We start from the raw sequence: 22471 nt of genomic DNA, 5'->3' as shown, positions 1-22471 counted from the left end.
ACGGCTTGCGTTGGGCGCAGTAGCTCTCCCCGCGCTGAGGTCTCCCCCTCCCCCAGTCGGTTTTGGGGGAGGGGGCCGGGGGGAGAGGGCCTCCGCGCCGCGGCCGCACGAATCTTCGAGTCGAGATCAGAAGCGAGTCCGAGAGTAGAAGTGAGTCCGAGATCAGAAGCGAGTCGAGCACAGAAGCGAGTCCGAGCGCAGTAGCGAGTCCAGCGCAGAAGCGAATCGAGAGCAGAAGCAGATCCCGATGCCCGACGATCCATCCGTCCGCCGCTCCGCGGACATCTCGCACAACCCCGACGACCCCGGCGCGCGCGCCCGGGCGATGCTCGGCGCGCTCCGGCGGCTGCCGCAGGGCGCGCTCAGCCGCGCGTTCGGCGCGATCGCCGACGTGCCGCTCCCCAGGCCGCTGCGCAAGCCCGTCCTCGGCGGCTTTGCGCGGATGGTGGGCGCCGACGTGGACGAGGCCGCGGCGCCGCTGGACAGCTTCCCGTCGCTCAACCGCTTCTTCACCCGCGAGCTGAAGCCCGGCGCGCGCACTTGGCCGCACGATCCCCGCGTCGCCGCCTGCCCGGTGGACGGCGCCGTGGGGCAGCTGGGGCGGGTGACGGGGGGGAAGCTGATCCAGGCGAAGGGCCGCACCTACTCGCTGCGCGATCTCCTCGACGAGGATGGGGAATGGGAGCGCTTCGACGGTGGCGCGTTCGTCACGCTCTATCTCAGCCCGAAGGACTACCACCGCATCCACGCGCCGTGCGACGGTGGCATCCCGCGCGCCCGCCACGTCCCCGGCGCGCTGATGCCGGTCAACGTTCCCGCGGTGATGCACGTGCCCGACCTGTTCGCGCGCAACGAGCGGCTGCTGTGCTACCTCGACGGGCCGCTGGGGCGCGTGGCCGTCGTCGCCGTCGGCGCGTACAACGTCGGCCGCATCTCCGCCGCGTTCGACGCCGAGTGGAACGCCGCGCCGGGCGCCGTCGGCTGGATCACCAACCGCCGCGGCGCCGAGGCGCGGACGAAGACGTACCATCCTCCCGTCGACGTGCGGCAGGGGGACCACATCATGACCTTCCACCTGGGCTCCACCGTGGTCCTCGTCTTCGAGCCCGGCCGCGTGGCCCTGGCGCCCGGCCTCGCGCCGGGGACGGCCGTGCGGCTGGGGATGGAGATCGGGCGGGCGCCGTCCGGCGGAGGTAAGTGAATGGCGAAGAAGGGCTTCCGGGTACGTGAGCGGCTGGCGCTGCGCAGCTCCGGCATCCATGGCCGCGGCGTCTTCGCGCGGGAGCGCATCCCCGCGGACACCCGGCTGATCGAGTACGCGGGCGAGCGCGTCACGCAGGAAGAGGGCGACCGGCGCTACCCGTGGGACGACTCCGTCCCGTATCACACGCTGCTGTTCAAGGTGGACGACGACGTCCTGGTGGACGGCGGGGCGGGGGGCAACATCTCCCGCTTCATCAACCATTCCTGCGACCCGAACTGCGCGTCGGTGATCGAGGATGGCCGCATCTACATCGACAGCATCCGCGAGATCCCGGAGGGCGAGGAGCTCACCTTCGACTACCACTTCATCATCGAAGGCCGCCACACGCCCGCAGCGAAGCGCCGCTATCCCTGCCACTGCGGCGCCGCGAGCTGCCGCGGCACCCTCCTCAAGAAGAAGCGCTGAGATTCTCCGTGAGGGTCGACTACCGCCTGTCCGGGATGGGATGGGCGCAGTGTAAAGTGGAAATCGCCGGCCAGCAGGTTGAGGTGATCGCGAGCTACCTCACCGACGCGCTGGACGACCTTCTGGCCGCGACGATCGCGGTGGTGCGTGGCGCGGAAGGGGCGACGTTCTCGTTCGAAGCGGAGCCGGAAGAGGTGCGCTGGCAGCTGCGCCGGGCCGGCCCCGACCGCCTGCGCGTCCGCATCCTCCGCCTGGAGGACTCCGCGCACCATCTGCCCGACGACCGCGGCGAGGTGCTGCTCGACGCCGAGTGCCGCCTGCGCACCTTCGCCGGCCAGGTCCTCTCCGCCGCGCAGCGTGTCCTCGCCGAGCACGGGCCCGCCGGATACCGGAAGGAGTGGGGGATGCACGACTTCCCGCTGGAGCGGATGCGCTCGCTCGAAGCCGCGCTCCGGATCTGATCCGGCCAGCGCGATGCGGAAGGTTGTCCGATTCTGGTGGAGATGACGATTGCAGCCTTGTCGTTCTCCATCTCAGGCGAACGCCGTCTGCGTTGTATCGCGCACCGCGAACGTTCCATCTCGAAGCGGCTTCACTTCCTCCCGCCACGGCCTATACTTAGCGGTGCCGATCTGCTCACTTCCACCTCATCCCAGGGAGGACCCCATGGACAAGCTGATGCTGAACGTGGAAGAGCTGAGGGTGCAGTCGTTCGTGACGGAGGACGCGGACGGCCGGAAGGGAACGGTGCAGGCGCAGGAAGCGGCGGCTCCCTCGCGCTTCCTCTCGCACTGCTGCCAGACGGACGAATTCCAGTCGTGCCCGGCCCGCTGCACGCCGTAAGCGGGGATCACCACGAGGGTTGGATGCGACACGCCCCGGCGGGAGCCTTCCCGCCGGGGCGCTGACTTGAAGCGGTCGCCCGCCGCTGCTCAGAACGCGTAGCCCACGCTGGCACCGACCCACGGGAACACGCCGCCCTGGGCGACGACGGGCGTGAAGCCGGCGCGGAACATCACGCCGCCCCCGGGCTTCTGGTAGCGGTAGCCGAGCGTGGCGGTGCCGTAGACGGTGCTTCCCCAGGCGTCGCCGATGTCGGTCGTCTCGATTCCCGCCGTCCCGAAGCCGACGCCGGCGCCCACCTCGAAGTGGCTGTTCCCCTGGCCCAGCAGCCAGGTACCCATCACCGGGAAGAGGGCGACGGAGATGCGGTCGCCCTCGTCCACCGTCTCGAAGTACATCCCGCCCACGCGAATCCCGAGTTGCGGCGTGAAGAAGCGCTCGTAGTTGAGCGAGTAGATCCCCGCGTTGCCGAGCAGCTCCACGAAGAAGGTGTTCCGTGCCTCCTTCGGAGCGGTGACGGAAGCGGTGTCCTGCGCCGCGGCCGTCGCCGCGGTCATGAGCGTGAGGGCGAGCGCCAGCGTGGCCGCGGGTCGGAAGCTGAACATGAGGATGTGCCTGTCCGGTGGGGGAGTAGGATCGTGCGCCGTTCGCGCGGCGGACGGAAAGGCAACTCCGGCGCCTTCTCGCCACCATCGCGCATCCGCTTGCGTCGGAACCTCTTACGAGCCTCCGACCTTTACGTGGAAGTGGATGGCTGTCCCGCCGGGGCTACAAACATCTGGTGAGCCGGGTGACACCGCGCACCGGCCTCTTGACGCGTACGAGAGTCTATTCACATCATTTTCCGTCCCTTTGTCACTAACACCCGGAGGAGCCGAATGCCTCGTCCCAAGCTGAAGCTGAACCTCGATGCGCTGAACGTGGAGTCGCTGGCGATGCCGCGCACCCTGAGCCGCAGCGGCACCGTACGCGGCAACGAGGTGATCATCTCCGAGTGGAACGACACGGTGTACCGGCCCACGGTCGACCCTTCGGGGTGGGACGACACCGTGCTGCGCGACACCGAGTGGGTTTCGTGCGGCGGGACCTGCGGCACCTGCGGCGGCACCGACTGCTGGGCCTGATCCGCGAGTGGTGAACGCACGAGCGCCCCGGCGGGAAACCCGCCGGGGCGCCGTCACGTGGATGGGCTCGTTCGCGCCACCGTGCGTGCGGCTACGAGGCCTTCCCCGCGTCCAGCGCGCGCTGGACGTAGGCCATCATCTCGCGCACCGGCGCCGTGTCGATGCCGTGGATGGTGGTTTCCTGCTGCCACATCCGGTTGAGCGAGCCGTGGATCTCCGGGTTGCCCCCGGTGAAGCCGCGCACCAGCTCCATCCAGCGCGCCGCCAGGGCCTGCACGCGTGGCTCGGAGGGATCGGTGCCGCGGTCCATCTCCGCGCGCACCTCGGCCATCAGCCGCTCCCATTCGCCCTCCACGGCGTGGATCCGGTCGTCGCCGAGCTCGGCGGCGCGGGCCTTCAGCTCCTCCCGCTGCTCGGGAGTGAAGTAGTTGTCGTACATGGTCGTTGCCTCGATGGTTCGGATGAGCTCGTCGGCGGAGACCGTCTCCGCGCGATCCAGCTGGGCGGCGATCCGTTCCAGCCGCTCGCAGAGCGCGCGCTGGAGCTCGATCTGCTCGCGCAGGCGTTCCAGGTGGAGCCCGACGACCTCCCGCGGCGAGATCCCGCGCCGGTCCAGCAGCGCGCGGATCTCCTCCAGCGGAAAGCCCAGCTCGCGCAGCGACGTCACCTGCTGCAGCCGGGCAACGTCGCCGTCGCCATAGAGCCGGTGCCCGGACGGCGTGCGGCGCGACGGCCGCAGCAGCCCGATCTCGTCGTAGTGGTGCAGCGTGCGCACGGTCAGCCCCGTGGCGCCCGCCAGCTCGCCCACCTTCCACCCGTCCCGCGCCATCCCGCCCCTCCTTCGGTTGAACTGCGTCTGCGTGGCCACGACGGAAGGCTAATACCTCACGTTACGTGAGGTGCAAGGGGGATGATGAAGAATCGCGGGAACGTGTTCCGCCCCCGTCGGCTATGTCATTGAAACGAATAAAGATATGAGATCACACGGAGGAAACGGAGGGAACGGAGAACTCGTCGTGGTCCTCCGTTCCCTCCGCTTCCTCCGTGTGATCCCGTTCTTCTGGAGATCAGGAAACGAGACGCAGCCCCGGCGGAGACGATCTCCCCGCCGGGGCTGAGAATGTGTGCGCCCGGTGGCGGCTCAGTGCGCCGAGAGCATGAGGGGAACGCCGCCCTTCTTGTCGCCGGTGATCACGTCCTCGTCGAAGGTGCTGGGATCGAGACCGGGGAGCGCCTTCTTGCTGCGCTGGCGCATCTGCGTGCCGCGGACGGCGGGCACCTGGTCGTCGTTCAGGTTGAACGAGCGCCAGTAGTGCGTGAACGGCAGCTTGAAGAGCTGCTGCGGGTTCAGCCCCGGATGGAAGCCCACGTACAGCCCGGGGACGTATCCGGCGCCGGATACCGCCGTGAACCAGGCGCGGCAGTATGCGTCGACGTCGGCGGCCGGGCACTTGGTGGAAACGCCCTCCAGGTCGCACCAGACGTTCATCCCCGGCGGAAGGCCGATGGACTGCGCGTATTCCACGCCGGTGTTGCCGTTCTGCGTCCCCTTCGTGGCGTTGGCGTCCCAGCTCTCCTCGCTCTCCACGTACTGCACGGCCATCAGCGACAGCCCCGAATCGAGGATCATCTGCGCCTCGTCGTGCTTCAGGTCGCCGTCGTGCGCCACCTTCCGGCGGATGTAGCGGATGGCGAAGGTGTAGCCGCGGTTGTGCGCCTCCTGCAGCGCCTTCTGGGTGACGGTCGACGCGGTGTCGAACCCGACCTGGCCGATGGTGGCCGGTTTGATGATGCCGTTCAGCGTTGCCATGGGAGAGAACCAGGTAGGAGATGAAGGGCGGTTCGCCGGCTGCCGGCCGCGTGGTGGGATCGAAGGCGGTGCGGCGGGAGGATCTTCGTGTCGCAAAATAAGCGCGCTCGCATCTCCTCCGGAAGGGATTCGATCTCCGTTCGGTGAACGTCTCCCGGGTAGACGCGAGAAAGGCGATCCGGCACGCCGGACCGCCTTCCTCGCCGGGACGGGTCGCCGCCCGCCCGCCGTCGTCTTGCTGTCCCCTGTCCCCCGCCGTCTACCGGGTTGCCCCGGCAAACAAACGAGGACAAATTGTTCGAGGGGGAGAGCGCCCGCTGGCGGCCCACCCCGCCAATCGGTCCCGTCCATCTGCGCTTTCCCCCTCGGTATCCTCCAGGCCGCTCCCTCCATCCCGCATCGGGAGCCGGGCCGCGCTTCCCCGAATCTCTCCGCGGCGCCCCGTCGTACGTCCGCGCCGTCGTCGAAGGGAAGCTACCGGCCCCGCATCACCGCCCCATCACCTGGAAGTCACCCGCCTTCGCGAACTTCGCAAGATGCTGCGAATCCACACCTTCGGCGCGCTCGCGGTGCGCGACGGCGACCGCCCGCTGGCCGGGGCGGCGGCCCAGCCGCGGCGCCTGGCGGTGCTGGCGGTGCTCGCGCGTGCCGGCGAGCGAGGGGTGACGCGAGACAAGCTGCTGGCGCTCCTCTGGCCCGACAGCCCCGACGAGGCCGGGCGCCGCGCGCTGGCGCAGGCGCTGTACGCGCTGCGCCGCGACCTGGGGGGCGAGGAGCCGTTCCTGGGGGTGAAGGACCTGCGGCTGAACCCGGAGGTGATCGGCAGCGACGTCGGCGACTTCGAATCCGCGCTGGCGGCGGCCGATCCGGAGCGCGCCGCGGCGGTCTACGCCGGCCCGTTCCTCGACGGCTTCCGCGTTCCCGGGCTCGACGACTTCGACCGCTGGATCGAGACCGAGCGCGCCGCGCTGGCTTTGCGCCACGCCGAGGCGCTGGAGTCGCTGGCCGGCGCGCGCGAGCGCGCGGGCGACCACACCGCCGCCGTCGCGTGGTGGCGCCGTCTCGCCGGCGCGGACCCGCTGAGCGCGCGCGTGGCCGTGCGCCTGATGCGCGCGCTCGACGCCGCCGGCGACCGAGCGGGTGCGCTGCAGCACGCGCGCATCTACGAATCGCTGGTCGACGCGCACCTCGGCCTGCCGCCCTCGCCGGAGGTGACGGCGCTCGCCGAGCGGCTGCGCAGCGAGCCGGAGCCCGTCCGAGCCGCCGCATCCCCAGCCATCGCCGCCGCTGCGTCATCGACGGACGAGGGAGATGACGACGCGGCGGCTCCCGACGTCTCCCGATCCTCCACGACCGCCGTCGCGGAGCCGCCGTCATCTCCCGTGGATGCGGTGCCGGCGCTGGCGATCGCGTCGGTTCCCGCGGACGAGCCGGCGCCGCGATGGCCGCGCATCTCCCGCTCCCGCTGGGCCATCGCCGGCGCGGCGGCGGTGGTCGGCGTGCTGCTCGCGGGGTGGCGGCTGACGCGCGGGGCGGAGGAGGCGGGCGAGCCGGTGCTCGCCATCGGCCGCATCGGCTCGTATACGGGCGGGCCGGTGGCGACGCCGATCTCCGACCTGCTGGCGACGGACCTGGCGCGCGGGGGTGGCGTGCGCGTGGTCAGCCGTGCGCGGCTCTTCCAGGAGTTGCGCGGGGCGACCGACACGACCGGCGCCGCGCTGGCCTCCGCGGCGCGCTCCGCCGGCGCCACGCAGCTGGTGGAGGGCGACGTCTACTCGCTGGCGGGCGGGCGGCTGCGGCTGGACCTCCGCCGCGTGGACCTGCGCAGCGGCGCGGTGATCGCCGCGTACCGGCTGGAGGGCTCCGACGCCGTCGCCCTGGCGGACAGCGGCGCCGGGCGGCTGGCGCGCGACCTCCCCTCCGGCAACTTCGTCGGCGGCGTGACGACGTCGTCGCCCATCGCCTACCGGCTGTACGAGCGCGGTCTGGAGTCGTACACGCAGGGCGACCCTGCCACCGCGGCGCGGATGTTCGACGCGGCGCTGGCGGAGGACAGCGCCTTCGCGATGGCGGCGTACCACATCGCGCTCGTCCGCGGCGGGCCGGGGATCAAGGAGCGCGCGCTGCGGCTGGCGGAGACGGCCAGCGACCGCGAGCGCCTGATCATCCGCGCGGGGATCGCCAACATCACCTCGTCGCCCACGCTGCTGGCGCTGGCGGAGACGCTTTCGGTGCGCTATCCGCGGGAGGCCGCTGGCCCCTTCTACGTGGGCGTGGCGCTGCTGGCCGACGCGCGCTGGCTCGACGCCGTCCCCTGGTTCCGCCGCGTGGTGGAGATGGACGGCGAGGGGCTGCGGGGCGAGGGCGCGGGGTGCATGGCCTGCAACGCGCTGCGGCAGATCGTCAGCGCGTACGAGAGCGCCGACTCGATCCCGGCGGCGAACCGCGTGGCGCGGGAGTGGACGCGCCTGCAGCCGCGCTCGGCCCCCGCGTGGAACGCGCTGTACGAAACGATGGAGCTGGCCGGCGCGGGCGACGAGGCCATGGCGGTCTACGGGAAGGCCAGCACCTACAACCCCGCGCTCACGCCCAACGCCATCCTGGTGATGGCGCAGCACCGCATCCTGCGCCGCGAGTACGACGCGGCCGACCGCCTGCTGGCCGAGCAGATGAAGGCGGGCGACGAGGAGCGCGTGGTAGACTCGTGGTGGTACCTGGCCATCTCGCGCCGCGAGCAGGGGAGGATGCGCGACGCGCTCCACGCGGCCCGGCAGGCGCGGCTCGCCTTCCGCAGCGCGCCGCGGTCGCACGGCGCGGTGCCGTCGGTGGCTCTGCTCGAGGCGCAGATCCTGTTCGAAACGGGGCGCTTCCGCGAGTCGGCCGCGCTCCTCGACTCCATCGCCTGGAACCGCGAGCCGGGCGACGCGCCCTCGCGGGTGGCGCGCGCGGAGACGTGGACGCTCACGCACAAGGCCAACGCGCTGGCGGCGCTGGACGACACCGCGCACCTGCGCGCCCTTGCCGACACCGTGCGCGAGCGGGGGATGCGCAGCTACCTGGCGCGCGACCACCGGCTGCATCACCACGTGCTGGGGCTGCTCCACCGCGCGCGGGGAGACTGGCCCCGCGCGGCGGCCGAACTCCGCCAGGCCATCGTGTCGCCCAACGCGGGGTACACGCGCACGAACGTGGCGCTGGCCGGCGTGCTGATGCGGATGAACCGCCCGCGCGAGGCGGTGGCCGTCCTGCAGCCGGCGCTGCGCGGGTCGCTCGAGGCCAGCAACCTCTACGTCAACCGCACCGAGGTGCACGCGCTCCTCGCCCGCGCCTGGCAGGCCGCTGGCAGCGCCGACAGCGCCGCCGCGCACCAGGCCGTCGTCGCCCGCGCACGCGTCCGCGCCGATCCCGATCTCATCGACACCAGTGGCTGGTGAAAAGACAAGAGAATTTCACACAGAGGACACAGAGGAAAGGGAGAGGCACAGAGGGCTCCGTCACCGCGAGCCTCTGTGCCTCTCCCTTATCTCTGTGCCTCTGCGTGATCAAAAAAGCTTGGCGGTTCAGGCGCCGACGAACTCCTCCACGAAGTAGCGGGGGGACAGCCCCTCGCCGGTGGCGTGGACGAGGAGCTCGTTCCAGTCCAGCGACGCGCCGGGGGCGAAGATCCGCTCGCGCAGGAAGCCGCCCACCCGCGGCTCGCCGGCGATGCTGCGTCCCTCGGCGATGCCGCGGCGCGCGTGCGCGGAGATCTGCGACGCCATCAGCTCGCCCAGCAGGTAGTTGTGATAGTACACGGGCGAAAGCGAGAGGTGGATCTTGCTCGCCCAGTCCGGCGCGCTCCGCCCGTCCGGCCGGCGGATGTACTGCAGCCGCTCGACCAGGTCCCACCAGAGCGAGTCCAGGTCGGCGCGATCGGGGTCGCGGTACAACTCGCGCTCGAAGTAGGCCATCACCAGGATCCATCGCGCGGAGACGAGCATCGCCGCGCGCTGCTGGGCCCGGACGTCGGCGGCCTCCACGTCGGTCAGCGCCGCGCCGGGCACCTCGCGCAGCCACGCCGGGTCGCGCGTGAGCCGCCCCATGTACATGGCGATGGCCTCGGTGCTCAGCGTGTGGGCGATGGTGCGCAGGAAGAAGGGGAGGTGATCGGGGATGTAGAGGTCGTAGGCGGCGTGCCCCAGCTCGTGCAGCAGCGTGCCCGTCCACTTCTCGTTCGGGCGCATGTTGCACAGCACGCGGACGTCGCCCTCGCGGTCCATGTCGATGCAGAAGGCGTGCTGGTCCTTCCCCTCGCGCTCGTACAGGTCGCTCCGCGCCAGCACCTCGTCGATCGGCAGATCGATCCCGCGGAAGAAGCCGGAGGCCAGGGCGACGGGGTCCAGGTCGCGGAAGTAGGCGTCCAGCTCCACCGTCCCCGCCACCGACGGCGCCTCCTGCGCGAAGAAGTCGTCCCAGTGCCAGGGGCGCAGCGCGTCGGCGGGCACGCCGAAGCGGCGCGCCATGCGCGCGTCCATCTCCGCCCGGAAGCGGCGGAAGGGCTCGTCGGTGCGGTCGCGGAACTCGTCGAGCACCGCGAACAGCCGCGCCTCGCCCAGCTCCTGGAGGTGCAGCTCCATCGCGTAGAAGTGGTCGAAGCCCAGCGAGCGCGCGGCCGCATTGCGGCGGCGGACCAGCTCGCGCAGCGGCTCGGCCACCTCGCGCCCGATCTCCTTCCCGGCCTCCCACGCCTCGCGCCGCACCCCCGAGTCCGTGGTCTCCTGCAGCGCGTCGACCAGCTCGTTGTTCGACTTGCGCTCGCCGCGGAAGGTGGAGCGGAAGGTGTGGAAGACGTGCTCCAGCTCGGTGCCGCGACGCACCAGGTCCTCGATGGTCTCTGGCGGTAGCTGGCAGCGGGTGAGCTCGTGGTCGAGCAGGACGAGCTGGCGGCGGAGCAGGGGATCGCCCACGCCGCCCTCCAGCCACGCGCGCACCTTCCGCGCGGCCTCCGCGTCCGCGTACACCATCGCCACGGCGGCGCGGGCGCGCGCGGAGCGCTCCAGCGCCTCGTCGCCGCCGCCGGTGGCCGCGTCCCAGCCGGCCACGTGCGACTCGCGCATCAGCGGCGCCAGCCGCGCCTCCATCTCCGCCACGAAGGCGCGCGCGTCGTCGTCGACCGTGCGCGCCCCGGCGTCCCGCGTCTCCGTCATCGCAGCTCGTCGTACAGCGCGGCGATGGCCTCGGCGCCGCGGTGGAAGTTCTCCACCGACATCCACTCGTTGGGCGCGTGCGCGTTCTCGCCCGGGAGCCCGAAGCCGATCAGCACCACCGGCGCGTGCAGCGTGTCCTCGAACGCCTTGACGATGGGGATCGACCCGCCCTCGCGGATCGTCACCGGCTCGCGCCCGTACGCCTTCGCCAGCGCGCGGCGTGCCGCTTCGAAGACGGGGCCCGACGGCGCCGCGTACCAGGGCTGGCCGCCGTGCAGCGCCTCCACCTCCACCGTGACCCCCTCGGGGGCGATGGACCTCACGTACTCGGTGAAGAGCCGCTCGATCTCGTGGTACTCCTGGTCGGGGACGAGGCGCATCGACACCTTCGCCATCGCTCGCGCGGGGAGGACGGTCTTGGCGCCCTCGCCGGTGTAGCCGCTGAGCAGGCCGTTCACGTCCAGCGTGGGCCGCACCCACACGCGCTCCAGCGGGCCGTATCCCTGCTCGCCGCCCAGCTTCGGCGCGCCGACCTCCTCGCGGAGATTCTCCTCCTCGAACGGGAGCCCGGCGATCATCCGCCGCTCCGCCTCTTCGATCTCCACCACCCGGTCGTAGAAGCCGGGGACGGCCACCCGCCCGCGCTCGTCGTGCAGTCGGGAGATGATCTTCGCCAGCGCGTTGGCGGGGTTGACCACCGCGCCGCCGTAGACGCCCGAGTGCAGGTCCACCGACGGGCCCTGCACGCGCACCTCCATGTACGCCAGCCCGCGCAGCCCGATGGTGATGGACGGCAGCCCGGGCGCAAACATGGTGGTGTCGGAGATCATCACCGCGTCGCAGCGCAGCCGCTCCGCGTTGGCCGCCAGGAACTCGGCCAGATGGGGGGATCCCACCTCCTCCTCGCCCTCGACGCAGAAGATCACGTTGACGGGGAGCGAGCCGTTGGTGGCCAGGTGCGCCTCGACGGCCTTGAGGTGGAGGTAGACCTGCCCCTTGTCGTCCACCGACCCGCGCGCGAACAGCTTGCCGTCGCGCACCGTGGGCTCGAAGGGCGGGGTGAGCCACTCGTCGAGCGGCTCGGGCGGCTGCACGTCGTAGTGGCCGTAGACGAGGAGCGTGGGCGCGCCCTCCGCGCCGCGCCACTCGCCGAGGACGACGGGATGCCCCGCGGTGGGGACGACCTCCACGGTGGTGAGGCCCACGGCGCGCATACGGCTCGCCAGCCACTCGGCGGCCGCGGCGGTGTCGCCGCGGTGCTCGCTCTTGGCGCTGATGCTGGGGATGCGCAGCAGCTCGTTCAGCTCGGCCAGGCTCTGCTCGCGCCGGCCCTGCAGGTATTCGGTGACGGACATCCGGCTCCGTGCTCTCGGCGAAGGGGTTCGCTCGCTCGCGCGCCGTTCCCGGCGGGCGATTGTGTGGAGGCGAATATAACCGCCCCGCGCGCGGGCGCTACGCGGCGCGGGCAGCGGCGGTCGCGAGCGCGCCGAGGGTCCTTGAACGGGTGAGAAAACAGTCGGGGAGCCGGTCCGGGACACCCCGGACCGGCTCCATCACGCCGAGGCCGATCTCAGTAGCAGAGGCACTGGAAGCCTTGGCAGATCCCGTAGCCGCCGCACTGCGCGTTGCACTGCACGGGCTCGCACCAAGGGCGGGCCGCGGTCTTGTCCGTCCGTGCGGACCCGAACGCTTCCGCGGCCCCGAAGGTGAGGCTGCCGATGATGCCGAGCGCGAAGAGACAGCGGTTCAGGATCTGCACGGATCGCTTCATGGTGGGAGCTCCTTTGCCGGGGTTGCAGGCGCGGAGAGGGTTGGTGTCCGCGAGCGGACCTGTGCGTCGCTCGGAACGGGTCACATCATCCTCTCCTCACGCCCGATTTCGTGCACAAGCATATCTCAATACGCCATGTTGTGCTAGGGGGTAACAGAGTGTTTCTTCGCCTCGGTGCGGTATTCAGATCAGATAAGCGCTCTATAAGCCAATTATAGTTGCAAGCAGGGGCTTCGTATTTCGCGGAGGGAGTCTTAGATTTCAACGTGGCTACCCACTCTCCAGGAGGCGCACATGAGGCACGTGCAGAACTCTCGGCCGCGGTACCCCGCTTCGCCGGTGCGTCCCTCCGCGTCCCGCCCGTCTCCGGACGCGTACAGCGAGGACGCGGCGTTCGATCGGCTGGTGGGTGTGGGGATCGGCGGAGCCATGCTCGGCGCCTCCCTCGGCGGGCCGGTCGGCGCCGTCGTCGGGGCGCTGGTGGGGCTGGTGGTCGGCGGCGCCGTCAACAACGCGGAGCGAGAGAAGGCAATCCACCGCCGCCATTGAACTCCGGATGAGCGATCGTTCGGGTATTGGCGATCCCGCTTTCACACAGAGGCACGGAGATCACAGAGGCACAGAGCACCGCAATGGGTTCTCTGTGCCTCTGTCACTCCGTGCCTCTGTGTGCCTGATTTCTTGGGATTCCTGATCACGCAGCCGCTGCGTCGACCACGCTCACCCTGCGGACGCCGAAGGCGCGGCGGTAGGCGGCGGGCGTGGCGCCCACCTCGCGCGTGAAGTGGTCGCGCAGCGAGAGCGCGGAGCCGAAGCCGCACTCGAGGGCGATCCGCCCCACCGACATCTCCGTGGTCTCCAGCAGCCGGCGGGCGCGAAGGACGCGCTGCTGCAGCAGCCACTGCAGCGGGCTGGTGCCCGTCTCCGCGCGGAAGCGGCGGGTGAAGTTGCGGCGGCTCGTCGCTGCGTGGCGCGCCATCTCGTCCACCGTCACGCGCCGGTCCAGGTGCTCCAGCGTCCAGGTGCGCGTGCGCTCCAGGCCTCCCGCTGGGCGCGCGGGCACCGGCTCCTCCACGAACTGCGCCTGCCCGCCGCTGCGGTGCGGCGGCACCACCAGCCGCCGCGCCAGCGCGTTGGCCACCTCGGCGCCCCAGTCGCGCCGCACGATGTGCAGGCACAGGTCGATCCCCGCCGCGATCCCCGCGCTGGTCAGCACCTGTCCCTCGTCCACGTACAGCACGCGCGGGTCCACGCACACCTCGGGGTAGCGCTCGGCCAGCAGCGCCGCGTCCTTCCAGTGCGTGGTCGCCTTGCGCCCGTCCAGCAGCCCCGCCTCGGCCAGGACGAACGCGCCGGTGCAGATGCTGGCGATCCGCGCCCCGCGCGCGTGCGCCGCCCGCAGCGCGTCCACCACCGCCGGCGGCGCGGGCGCGTCGTACGCGCGGATGCCGGGGACGATGATGGTGTGCGCCTCTTCCAGCGCGTCGAGCCCGCGGTCGACGGTGACGGGGAAGCCCACGGACGTCGTCACCGGGCCCGGCTCGGCCGCGCAGAGCGTCATCCGGTAGCGCATGGCGCCCAGGTCGGGGCGCGCGTAGCCGAACACCTGGCAGGCCACGCCCAGGTCGAACGGCACGATGCTGTCCAGCACCAGCAGCACCACGTGGATGGGCTCCGCCGCGCCGCCGGAGGTCGGGAGATGGGGTTCGATGCTCATGGCCCGAATATAATCGAAACTGTCCTTCGGGCCACTCTCCCGTTTCGTGCCGGGGATGTAGACTTCGGGCCGTGATGTCGGGCGATGGGAGACGAACGGGAGCGGAGGGGGGATGACGACGACGATCGGGCGCCCGCCGGGGCGCGTGCACTATGCGTGGGTGGTGGCGGCGGTGACGTTCGCCGTTCTGCTGGTGTCGGCGGGGATCCGGGCCACGCCGGGCGTGCTGATGGTGCCGCTGGAGGGCGAGTTCGGATGGACGCGCGCCACCATCTCGCTGGCCATCTCGGTGAACCTGGTGCTGTACGGCCTGATGGGCCCCTTCGCCGCCGCGCTGATGGAGCGGCTAGGGGTGCGGCGCACCATGCTGCTGGCGCTCTTCGCGCTCGCCGCCGGCGTGGGCGCCACGACGCTGATGACGCGGCCGTGGCAGCTGGTGCTGCTCTGGGGCGTGGTCGTCGGCGCGGGGTCGGGGATGGGCGCGCTGGTGCTGGGCGCCGTGGTGGTGAACCGCTGGTTCCACGATCGCCGCGGGCTGGTGATGGGGATCCTGACCGCGAGCACGGCCACGGGGCAGCTCGTCTTCCTCCCCGCGCTGGCGTGGATCGCCGAGCACCGCGGCTGGCGGACGTCGGTGGAGGTGGTGGCGGGCGCGGCGGTGATCGTCATCCCCCTGGTCCTGCTGCTGGTGCGCGAGCGGCCGCGCGACGTGGGGCTGCGTCCGTACGGCGCGGCGGACGATGCGGAGACGGCGCCGTCGCCCGCGGCCGCGGCGCCGCTGGCCGGGCTCGCGCGCGGGGTGCGCTCGCGCGACTTCTGGCTGCTGGCGGCCACGTTCTTCATCTGCGGCGCCAGCACCAATGGGCTGGTGGGGACGCACTTCATCCCCGCCGCGCACGACCATGGCATCCCCGAGGTGGCGGCCGCCGGACTGCTGGCGGTGATGGGGATCTGCGACCTGCTGGGGACCACGCTCAGCGGCTGGCTCTCGGATCGCTGGGACAGCCGGCGGCTCCTGGCCTGGTACTACGGGCTGCGCGGCCTCTCGCTGATCTTCCTCCCGTACGCCTTCGTGGGGCCGCACGCGTCGCTGGCCGTGTTCGCGCTCTTCTACGGGCTGGACTGGGTGGCGACGGTGCCGCCGACCGTGCGGCTCACCGCCGACGCGTTCGGGCGCGAGAGCGTGGGCGTGATGTTCGGGTGGATCATGGCCGGCCACCAGCTCGGCGCGGCGTTCGCGGCGGGCGGCGCAGGCGCGGTCCGCACGTGGATGGGCGACTACCACGCGGCCTTCGTCGCGTCGGGGATGCTCTGCCTGCTCGCGAGCGTGCTGGCGCTGAACGTCGGCCACGCGCGCCGGATCGCCATCTCCACGCCTGCGCCCGTGCCGCTGGAGGCGTGAATCCGGCGACTTCGGAGGATTCGGTGCAGACGCGGACACGGATTCCTCAGAGGGTGTTGCTCAACCTGCGGAAACGAGTCAGGTGTCATCCTGAGGGCGCGGAGCACCGCAGTCGCGTTCACGCGGATTCATGCGCGCCCGAAGGATCTTGCAGGGCGGGCCGGGTGTCTGTCGGAGGAGCCGGAATCTCGCGCGGGGTCGAGTAGATCCTTCGGTCGGCGCCCAGCGCTCGTGCGGACGAGAGCGCGATGCAGCGCCTCCCTCAGGATGACACCTGGAGGTGTTCCGGATCCCATGTTTCATCAGATTCTCGCGATTCGGACTCCGGCCGGCGGCGCCTTTGGAATGACAACGACGGGGTGGGGGAGATGACGGAGACCAGAACGGCTCGGCCGGAGCAGCTCGCGCTCGAGTTCCTAGGGCGGGTGTGGGGGCCGGCGCACGAGCTCGACGCCATCGACGAGCTGATGACGGAGGACTACGCGATCACCACCGGCGGGCGGGTGATCCGGGGTCGCGAGGCGTTCAAGGCGTGGGTGCGCGACTTCCAGGCGGTGCTCGGCGACGCGCGCACGGACAGCGTCGAGGCGTTCGCGAACGCGGCGGGCGACCGCATCGTCTCGCGCTGGGTGTGCACGGGAACGAACCGGGGGATCCTCGGCCTCCCCGCGGACGGGCGGCGCATCTCCTTCACCGGCATCGCCATCTGGCGCGTGCGCGACGGGCGGCTGGCGGAGTGCTGGGTGGAGCGCAGTGCGTGGGAGCTGTACCAGGAGCTGACGTCGTAGGACGGAGTGCAGCTTGGCGCGGGAGGGGCGGCGCGTGTATCGTGTGAGCCGACCCTCCGCTTCCGCCGACCGCCGATGATCCGTCGCATCCCCATCCTCCTCCTCCTCGCCGCCGCCGCGTGCGCGCATCCCGCGCCGCCCGTGCCGATCGCCGTTCCCGCGCCTCCGCAGAGGGCCATCTCCAGCGAGCCTGACTCCGACGAGGTCGCCGTGTACGCCGCGCTCGTGGACCAGCTGTTCTCGGCGCGCCGGGGCGCCATCGTCGTGGCCGACAGCGTCGGACGCCGCGAATGGCCGGAAGGCATTCGCGAGGCGCGGCTCGACTCCGCCGTGGCGGCCGAGATCGAGGCCGACTTCCGCGAGCGGAACCGGACGACGATCACGTTCCCCGCCGAAACGGGCGCCAGCCATCCCGTGCGGGTGTACGCGTCGGAGGAGGTTCTCGTCCTCGACGGCGGCGGCCGCCTGCGCGGCGGCTATGCCGTGTTCGTGCGGAGATTTCCGGGCGTGCCGGGCTACCACACCGTCTCGCGTCCCGGGTTCGACTCCGCGCGCCGGTACGCGCTCGTCACCCGGAGCTACTACTGCGGCCCGCTCTGCGCCGACGGCGGCTACGTGCTCCTGGAGCGCCGGCCCGACGGCTGGCACGTCCTGTCGGGTCGGGTGCTGTGGGTCTCCTGAGGCCGCGATGTCGGCTGGGTGTCGTCACCGGGATGCCGCTCACCATCTCCTGACCTGCTGTCTCACGATCGCGAACGTTCGCCGGGAAGCTGGATGATTCGGATGATGAGATTCGCCGCGCCGTGCCTGGCCGCGCTGATGCTGGCCGCGTGCCCCGGCCCCGCGCCGTCGCCCGCGCCCGCCGGCCCGCGCGCCGACGCCGACGAGCTGGCCGTGTACGCGGTGGTGATCGACAGCGTGCTGGCCGACAGCGCGCACCCCTTCGTCGTCGTGGCCGACAGCACCTCGGTGTCGCACGTGGAGGCGGAGACGGTGCGCAACTTCGTGGCGGACCTGGAGCCGGGGTTCCCCCCGACGGCCATCGACGACTACCGCGAGCGGAACGGCGCGCGGTATCCGCTCCCCGCGGCCATCCCGTCGAACACGCTGCTGCGCATCTTCAGCCCCAGCCGGCTCTTCATCCCCAACGGCAACCTGCGCGTGGAGTACCTGGAGTTCCAGCGCCGCTACGCGCCGGCCACGAGCTACCACACCCTCTCGCGCCCCGGCTTCGACACCGAGCGCCGCCGCGCCGTGATCGCCACCGGCTCGCACTGCGGCGCGCTGTGCGGCCACGGCACGATCGTGTTGCTGGAGCGCGGCCCCGACGGCTGGCGTGTGACGCAGCGGCGCACGACGTGGGTGAGCTGAGACGAGAAGTGCGTGAGTGCGGAAGTGCATGAGTGCGCTGGGTCCGATCGAGCCCGGCGCACTTGCGCACTTGCGCACTTTCGCACTTTCGCACTCTCGCACTCCTATTGAAGGAGCAGGGGATGACGGGCGCGCAGGGCGGCCCGGGAAGTCCGCAGCCGGGCCACGAAGGCACGTCGCCGCAGGGCACGCAGCGCGTGGAGAACGACACGCCGCCCAGCGAGCGGAAGGGCTTCGAGGCCGGCCAGGCGCCGTCGGACCAGGGCCGCGGCGATCCCAAGCCCGACACCATCGCCGAGCACCAGCAGGGGTTCGAGGGCCAGAGCGGGTCGCACGGCGCGCACACCAGGACGACGGAGGAGAGCAGCACGCGCGGCGAGCCGCACGACACGCACGTCCGCGACGGCCGCCAGCACGCGCCGGGAGACCGCCAGCGCGGCTGAAGCATCGCCTCTGCCGGAAATGACGAAGGGCCCGCGCCACGTCCGGTGTGGGCCCTTTTCGCGATCGCAGCTGTGGGGCGAGCGATGCAAATCGCGAAAAGCACTGCAAGGTGCGAAATCGTAACTCAAATTGCCGCAACGACTTGATTGAATCGAAGCGCGCGTAGATATTCATCCGTTCTCGTCCGCTGGACCGCCTTCCCGCGCGCGTTCTCATCTTTCGAGATTCCAATCCGATGATCCTTCGCTGCATCTCATGCCGCGGCGCCGTTGCGCTGCTGGCGCTGCCGGTGCTCGCCCTCGCTGCCTGCTCGGACCAAAACCCGGCCGCTCCGTCAGACTCGGAGCCCTTCGTGCCGGCCACCCCGGTGTCGACCGTGCTGCAATGCACGGCCGAGGTGCAGCCGCGCCTGGTGAGCTGCACCAGCGCGTCACCCGCGGGCGGCGTGGCGGGCGACCTGCTGCTGGGCGGGCAGAACGTGAACGTGAAGCTGCGCTCCAGCAACGTGCAGCTGTCCGGCGGCGTGCTGAGCGCCGACGTCACCGTTCAGAACCTGCTCCCCCGCGCCATGGGCACGACGGACGGCGTCACCCCGTCGCCGGCCGGCACGCGCGTGTTCTTCGCCTCGGGGCCCACGGTCACCGCCGGGAGCGGCACCGCCACGGTGGCCAACGCCGACGGCACCGGCGCGTTCACCGCGGCGGGGCAGAAGTACTTCCAGTACGACGGGATCCTGGCGCCGGGCGCCACCTCAGGCGCGAAGAGCTGGCAGTTCCAGCTCTCCGCCGGCGTCACGCAGTTCGTCTTCACCGTCTACGTGTCCACCGCCCTGCCGGGCGAGAACGGCTACATCCGCCTGGACCCGTTCAACTCGCGCGTGGCGCCGGGTGGAACGAAGTTCCTGAGCTCCTGGATCGTCAGCGCCGCCGGCACCGAGTCGCAGAGCTCGTCGCTGACCTGGACCAGCTCCGACACGACCGTGGCCACCGTCTCCGGCGGCACGGTGACGGCGAAGGCCGAGGGGACGGCGGTGATCACCGCCAGCGACGGCGTCCGCAGCGGGACCGCCACCATCACCGTGGGCCCGGTCGACACCTCGGCGCCCACCCTCAGCGCGTTTTCGTTCACCCCGGGCACGGTGGCCGCGGGCGACTCGGTGACGTTCACGATGTCGGCCTCCGACGCGGGGACGGGGATGCGCCTGGCGCAGGTGCAGCTCACCAGTCCCGGCGGCGCCAGCATGCGGCTGTGCAGCGCCACCACGCCGGCGAGCGGCACGCCGGCGGCCGGCTCGTACGCGTGCCGCATCACCATTCCCGTGGGCGCCGAAGCGGGGACGTGGACCGTCTCGTCGGTCCAGCTCGTTGACCATGCCGGCAAAGTGCTGCAGCTCCTCACCGCCAGCCTGGCCGCGCGGCACTACGCCACCACCATCGCCGTCAGCGACCCCGCGCCGGATGCCACGGCGCCGTCGCTGAACGGCTTCACCCTTTCGCCCGCGCCCGTAACGGCGGGAGACTCGGTGACGGCCACGTTCACCACGGCCGACGCGGGAAGCGGGGTAGAGACGGCGATCGTCACGCTCTACAACGCCGCGTCGGACCGCGGCGTCACCTGCGCCACGTCCACCCCGGCCACGGGGACGGCGGCCAGTGGCACCTTCCAGTGCCGGATGGGGATCTCGTCCGGCGCGGCCAACGGCACCTGGGCGGTGACCAGCCTCCAGGTGACGGACCGCGCGGGAAACAACACCAGCTTCACCGCGGCGCAGCTCGCGGGGCGCGGCTTCACCTCGTCGGTGGCGGTCAGCGGCGGCACCAACGACACCAACAAGCCCACGCTGACCTCGTTCAGCGTGACCCCCGCGGCCACGTCGGCCGACTCGGTGACCGTCACCGTTGGCGTGGCGGACCCGGGGAGCGGCGCGGGCACCATCTACGCCGAGATCCGCAGCCCCGTGTCGAGCGAGACCATCACCTGCCAGAGCGCGGCGCCAGTCATGGGAACGCGCGCCAACGGCACCTTCGCCTGCAAGGCCGGCTTCCCGGCGGGTGCGCCGGCGGGCACCTGGACGGTGAACCACCTGGAGCTGACCGACACCGCCGGCAACCAGCGCGTCTACGCCGCCGGCGACCTGCAGGCGTTCGGCTACACGCCGACGGTGACGCTGCTCCCGTAGCCGCCCGAGGCCCCCACGCACGCACGAAGGGCCCGCGCCAGGTACGGCGCGGGCCCTTCGTGCGTCGAACGGAGATCGGGAGATCAGCCCTCGGCCGCCTCGTCCTCGTCTTCCGTGTGCTCGTCGAGTTCGGGCTCCACGTCGCGGCGGCGTCGCGCGCGGGGCGGGGAAGCGTCGATCTCGCGCTCCTCGTCCAGCCGGTAGCGGCGCTTGACGCCCACGATGAACAGCAGCAGCCCCGCCGCGCCCGCCAGCAGCGCCGCCGTCTGCATCGCCTTCTTCCCCTTGCTGCTCTCCTTGCCGTCGCGCGCCATCGCCTTTGCTCCCGTGTGTCGAATGTGTCCGCGCCGGAACGATACCTGTCCGCTTTCGTCCGCGCCAGCCCGCGATCCGTCCACCCACATCTGTTCCCGCGGCCGGTATCACTACGCGCGATTTGTCCCGAAGATTCGAATCTCGCGAGGGAGCGAAGCACGGGGGAGACGGGCGAATAAATTCGCTGCAACAACGACACGAAGTCCCCCCGCGGGGACTACAGACCCGGGTGTGGACGAGGCCCTGGCGCTCGGAGCCGGTTTCGCCGAAGCCAGTCGCGAGCACCGGCATCTCGGCCTCACCGAAGCATGTAGTCCGCGAAGGCGGACTTCGTGTGGTTGTTGCCGCGATTTCATCAATCGCCCGGCCACCCCGGCCGCCAGCGAGGGAAAAAGATCGGGCCGGAGCGCCACCCGCGGCGCCCCGGCCCGATCTCCATCACCCTCGATCATCCGTCCGAACGCTCAGCGCGGTCGGCCGGAGATCTCCATCACCCCGCGCGGCCGCTGGGGAGCGTGACGGCGGGGACGGGGATGCGCGGCGCGCGCTCGGCGGGCGCGTCGCCGTCCAGCAGGCCGCCCTTGGCCACCAGCTGCGCGGCCAGCACCGTCTGGATCACGCTGGTGATGTTCCCCGCCGTGGCGTCGGCCGCGCCGCCCTCGCCGCCGCCGCCGCTGATGGTGACCAGGCGGGCCTGCGACAGCGCCTCGGCGATCGACGGGGCGATGTCCGGCAGCATCTCGATCTGCTTGTAGCGGAAGTACGCCTCGCCGCCCTGCTGGATGGCCTCGTTCACCTTGCGGATGCTCTCCGCGGTGGCCTCGGCCACGCGCCGGATGCGGATGGCCTCGGCGTCGGCCGCGGCCGCGGCCTCGATCTGCACCCGCTCGGCGTCGGCGCGCGCCTGCGCGATCTGCGTGGCCTCGAGCTCGGCCTGCCGCTGCTTGGCCAGCGCCTCCTGCTTCTTGGCCTCGGCCTCGGCGATCAGCGCCGCGTTCGACGCGCGCGTCTGCTCCAGCTCGCGCTGCCTGTCGCTGATGGTGCGCTCGGCCTCGAGCGCCGCCTCCTTGGCGCGCCGCGCCTGCACGGCGGCCACGATGTCGGCGTTGGCCTGCGCCTCGGCCGCCGACTGCCGGCGCCGCGCCTCGGCCACCTCGCTCTGCACCACCTTGATGTTCAGCGAGTTGAAGGTCAGCCCCAGGTCGGTCAGCTCGCGGCTGCACGCCTTGCGGATGATGATGGCCAGCGGATCGTCGTCGTCCTCGGTGCCCCCGGCGGGGACGATGGCCACCGGCGCCTCCTCGTGCACCGCCACGGCCACGGTCTGGCCGGGCACGGCGGCGGGAAGCTTCGGCGCCGTCTTGGCCGAGAACAGCTGGTCGTGCGTCAGCAGGTTGATGGCGCGGCGCCCCGACGAGCTCAGCAGGTCGATGAGGATGTTGAGCTGCTCCTCCTGCGGCTTGCTGAAGAAGCGGTTGGCCGCCGTCTTGATCATCGGGTCGCTGTCGCCCACCGAGACGATGGCGCTGGCGAGGACGCGCACCTTGATGGGCTGCGGCACGCCGTTCTGGTCCAGGTCGGCGGTCTGGTCGGTGATGTCGAGGTCGACGTTGATGGCCTTGCTGGAGATGGTGGTCCCGGTGGTGAAGAGCGGGATCTCCTTGCTCTTGCCGGGGCCGCGGTAGATGTAGGTGCGCCCGGTGAGCCAGCTCACCATGCGGATGGTGCCCGCCTCCACGTTGCGCAGAAAGGCCGACACCGTCATCGGGATCAGCACGAAGACGGCGACCAGCACCGCCACGGCCGTCCAGATCAGGCTCGATTCCATTGATCCTCCAGGTTGTGCGGCGCG

The 22471-nt window shown here is 71.3% G+C and carries 22 protein-coding genes; 13 read left to right on the top strand and 9 right to left on the bottom strand.

What is annotated here, in order from left to right; translation table 11 throughout:
• The first annotated feature begins 247 nt into the window (after positions 1 to 247).
• The 4 genes from asd to VF092_23675 all read left to right on the top strand — a co-directional run bounded on the left by asd (position 248) and on the right by VF092_23675 (position 2512).
• Positions 248 to 1201 carry an archaetidylserine decarboxylase gene (gene asd / locus VF092_23690; protein HEX6750317.1) on the top strand — a complete coding sequence of 318 codons (954 nt, stop codon included), beginning with the start codon at positions 248 to 250 and terminating at the stop codon, positions 1199 to 1201.
• A complete protein-coding gene (locus tag VF092_23685) occupies positions 1202 to 1669 on the top strand; it encodes an SET domain-containing protein-lysine N-methyltransferase (GenBank protein HEX6750316.1) in 468 nt (155 codons plus the stop codon).
• 8 nt (positions 1670 to 1677) lie between these two features.
• Positions 1678 to 2130, top strand: a complete 453-nt coding sequence (locus VF092_23680) for a hypothetical protein (protein HEX6750315.1) — start codon at positions 1678 to 1680, stop codon at positions 2128 to 2130.
• Between the two features lie 205 nt (positions 2131 to 2335).
• The gene (locus VF092_23675) at positions 2336 to 2512 is read left to right on the top strand and encodes a hypothetical protein (protein ID HEX6750314.1); all 177 of its coding nucleotides are present in this window, start codon (positions 2336 to 2338) and stop codon (positions 2510 to 2512) included.
• An 89-nt stretch (positions 2513 to 2601) separates the two neighbouring features.
• Here the strand turns inward: VF092_23675 and VF092_23670 are convergent, their stop codons facing one another.
• Positions 2602 to 3117, bottom strand: coding sequence for a hypothetical protein (locus tag VF092_23670; protein HEX6750313.1), 516 nt, complete (start codon positions 3115 to 3117; stop codon positions 2602 to 2604).
• A 273-nt stretch (positions 3118 to 3390) separates the two neighbouring features.
• Here VF092_23670 and VF092_23665 point away from each other — a divergent pair, with 273 nt between their 5' ends.
• Positions 3391 to 3636, top strand: coding sequence for a hypothetical protein (locus VF092_23665; GenBank protein HEX6750312.1), 246 nt, complete (start codon positions 3391 to 3393; stop codon positions 3634 to 3636).
• 91 nt (positions 3637 to 3727) lie between these two features.
• Here the strand turns inward: VF092_23665 and VF092_23660 are convergent, their stop codons facing one another.
• Together VF092_23660 and VF092_23655 are read right to left on the bottom strand one after the other, a co-directional pair.
• Positions 3728 to 4465, bottom strand: coding sequence for a MerR family transcriptional regulator (locus VF092_23660; GenBank protein HEX6750311.1), 738 nt, complete (start codon positions 4463 to 4465; stop codon positions 3728 to 3730).
• 312 nt (positions 4466 to 4777) lie between these two features.
• Positions 4778 to 5446 (bottom strand): glycoside hydrolase domain-containing protein, encoded by a 669-nt coding sequence (locus tag VF092_23655; GenBank protein ID HEX6750310.1) that lies wholly within the window; start codon positions 5444 to 5446, stop codon positions 4778 to 4780.
• A gap of 536 nt (positions 5447 to 5982) precedes the next feature.
• Between VF092_23655 and VF092_23650 the strand changes: the two genes are divergently transcribed.
• Positions 5983 to 8880 (top strand): BTAD domain-containing putative transcriptional regulator, encoded by a 2898-nt coding sequence (locus tag VF092_23650; GenBank protein HEX6750309.1) that lies wholly within the window; start codon positions 5983 to 5985, stop codon positions 8878 to 8880.
• Between the two features lie 126 nt (positions 8881 to 9006).
• Here VF092_23650 and VF092_23645 read toward each other — a convergent pair whose 3' ends face one another.
• The 3 genes from VF092_23645 to VF092_23635 form a co-directional block, all read right to left on the bottom strand.
• Positions 9007 to 10632, bottom strand: coding sequence for a M2 family metallopeptidase (locus tag VF092_23645; GenBank protein ID HEX6750308.1), 1626 nt, complete (start codon positions 10630 to 10632; stop codon positions 9007 to 9009).
• The gene (locus VF092_23640) at positions 10629 to 11987 is read right to left on the bottom strand and encodes a dipeptidase (GenBank protein HEX6750307.1); all 1359 of its coding nucleotides are present in this window, start codon (positions 11985 to 11987) and stop codon (positions 10629 to 10631) included. Before VF092_23640 ends, VF092_23645 begins: the two co-directional genes overlap by 4 nt.
• Before the next feature lie 215 nt (positions 11988 to 12202).
• Complete coding sequence (locus VF092_23635; GenBank protein HEX6750306.1) at positions 12203 to 12403, bottom strand: hypothetical protein; 201 nt, start codon at positions 12401 to 12403, stop codon at positions 12203 to 12205.
• Between the two features lie 294 nt (positions 12404 to 12697).
• On the opposite strand from VF092_23635, the gene VF092_23630 reads away from it, so the two are divergent.
• The gene (locus VF092_23630; GenBank protein HEX6750305.1) at positions 12698 to 12952 is read left to right on the top strand and encodes a hypothetical protein; all 255 of its coding nucleotides are present in this window, start codon (positions 12698 to 12700) and stop codon (positions 12950 to 12952) included.
• A gap of 145 nt (positions 12953 to 13097) precedes the next feature.
• On the opposite strand, the gene VF092_23625 is transcribed toward VF092_23630, so the two are convergent.
• The gene (locus tag VF092_23625; GenBank protein ID HEX6750304.1) at positions 13098 to 14120 is read right to left on the bottom strand and encodes a helix-turn-helix domain-containing protein; all 1023 of its coding nucleotides are present in this window, start codon (positions 14118 to 14120) and stop codon (positions 13098 to 13100) included.
• 112 nt (positions 14121 to 14232) lie between these two features.
• Between VF092_23625 and VF092_23620 the strand changes: the two genes are divergently transcribed.
• The 6 genes from VF092_23620 to VF092_23595 all read left to right on the top strand — a co-directional run bounded on the left by VF092_23620 (position 14233) and on the right by VF092_23595 (position 20304).
• Complete coding sequence (locus VF092_23620; GenBank protein ID HEX6750303.1) at positions 14233 to 15522, top strand: MFS transporter; 1290 nt, start codon at positions 14233 to 14235, stop codon at positions 15520 to 15522.
• A 368-nt stretch (positions 15523 to 15890) separates the two neighbouring features.
• The gene (locus tag VF092_23615) at positions 15891 to 16310 is read left to right on the top strand and encodes an ester cyclase (protein HEX6750302.1); all 420 of its coding nucleotides are present in this window, start codon (positions 15891 to 15893) and stop codon (positions 16308 to 16310) included.
• Between the two features lie 75 nt (positions 16311 to 16385).
• On the top strand, positions 16386 to 16991 hold the full coding sequence (locus VF092_23610) for a hypothetical protein (GenBank protein HEX6750301.1): 606 nt from the start codon (positions 16386 to 16388) through the stop codon (positions 16989 to 16991).
• Between the two features lie 102 nt (positions 16992 to 17093).
• The gene (locus VF092_23605; protein ID HEX6750300.1) at positions 17094 to 17681 is read left to right on the top strand and encodes a hypothetical protein; all 588 of its coding nucleotides are present in this window, start codon (positions 17094 to 17096) and stop codon (positions 17679 to 17681) included.
• A gap of 122 nt (positions 17682 to 17803) precedes the next feature.
• Positions 17804 to 18124, top strand: coding sequence for a hypothetical protein (locus tag VF092_23600; GenBank protein HEX6750299.1), 321 nt, complete (start codon positions 17804 to 17806; stop codon positions 18122 to 18124).
• Between the two features lie 353 nt (positions 18125 to 18477).
• Entirely contained in the window at positions 18478 to 20304 is a 1827-nt protein-coding gene (locus VF092_23595; protein ID HEX6750298.1) for an Ig-like domain-containing protein, read from the top strand.
• An 83-nt stretch (positions 20305 to 20387) separates the two neighbouring features.
• Here the strand turns inward: VF092_23595 and VF092_23590 are convergent, their stop codons facing one another.
• Complete coding sequence (locus tag VF092_23590) at positions 20388 to 20618, bottom strand: hypothetical protein (protein ID HEX6750297.1); 231 nt, start codon at positions 20616 to 20618, stop codon at positions 20388 to 20390.
• Between the two features lie 491 nt (positions 20619 to 21109).
• On the bottom strand, positions 21110 to 22447 hold the full coding sequence (locus tag VF092_23585; protein ID HEX6750296.1) for a hypothetical protein: 1338 nt from the start codon (positions 22445 to 22447) through the stop codon (positions 21110 to 21112).
• Positions 22448 to 22471: the final 24 nt, after the last annotated feature.

Origin of the sequence: Longimicrobium sp., from assembly GCA_036377595.1 — a bacterium.
In the GTDB taxonomy this organism is placed as follows: domain Bacteria; phylum Gemmatimonadota; class Gemmatimonadetes; order Longimicrobiales; family Longimicrobiaceae; genus Longimicrobium.
Note: the sequence above shows the minus strand (reverse complement) of the source record. Positions and strands in the feature narration are given on the sequence as shown.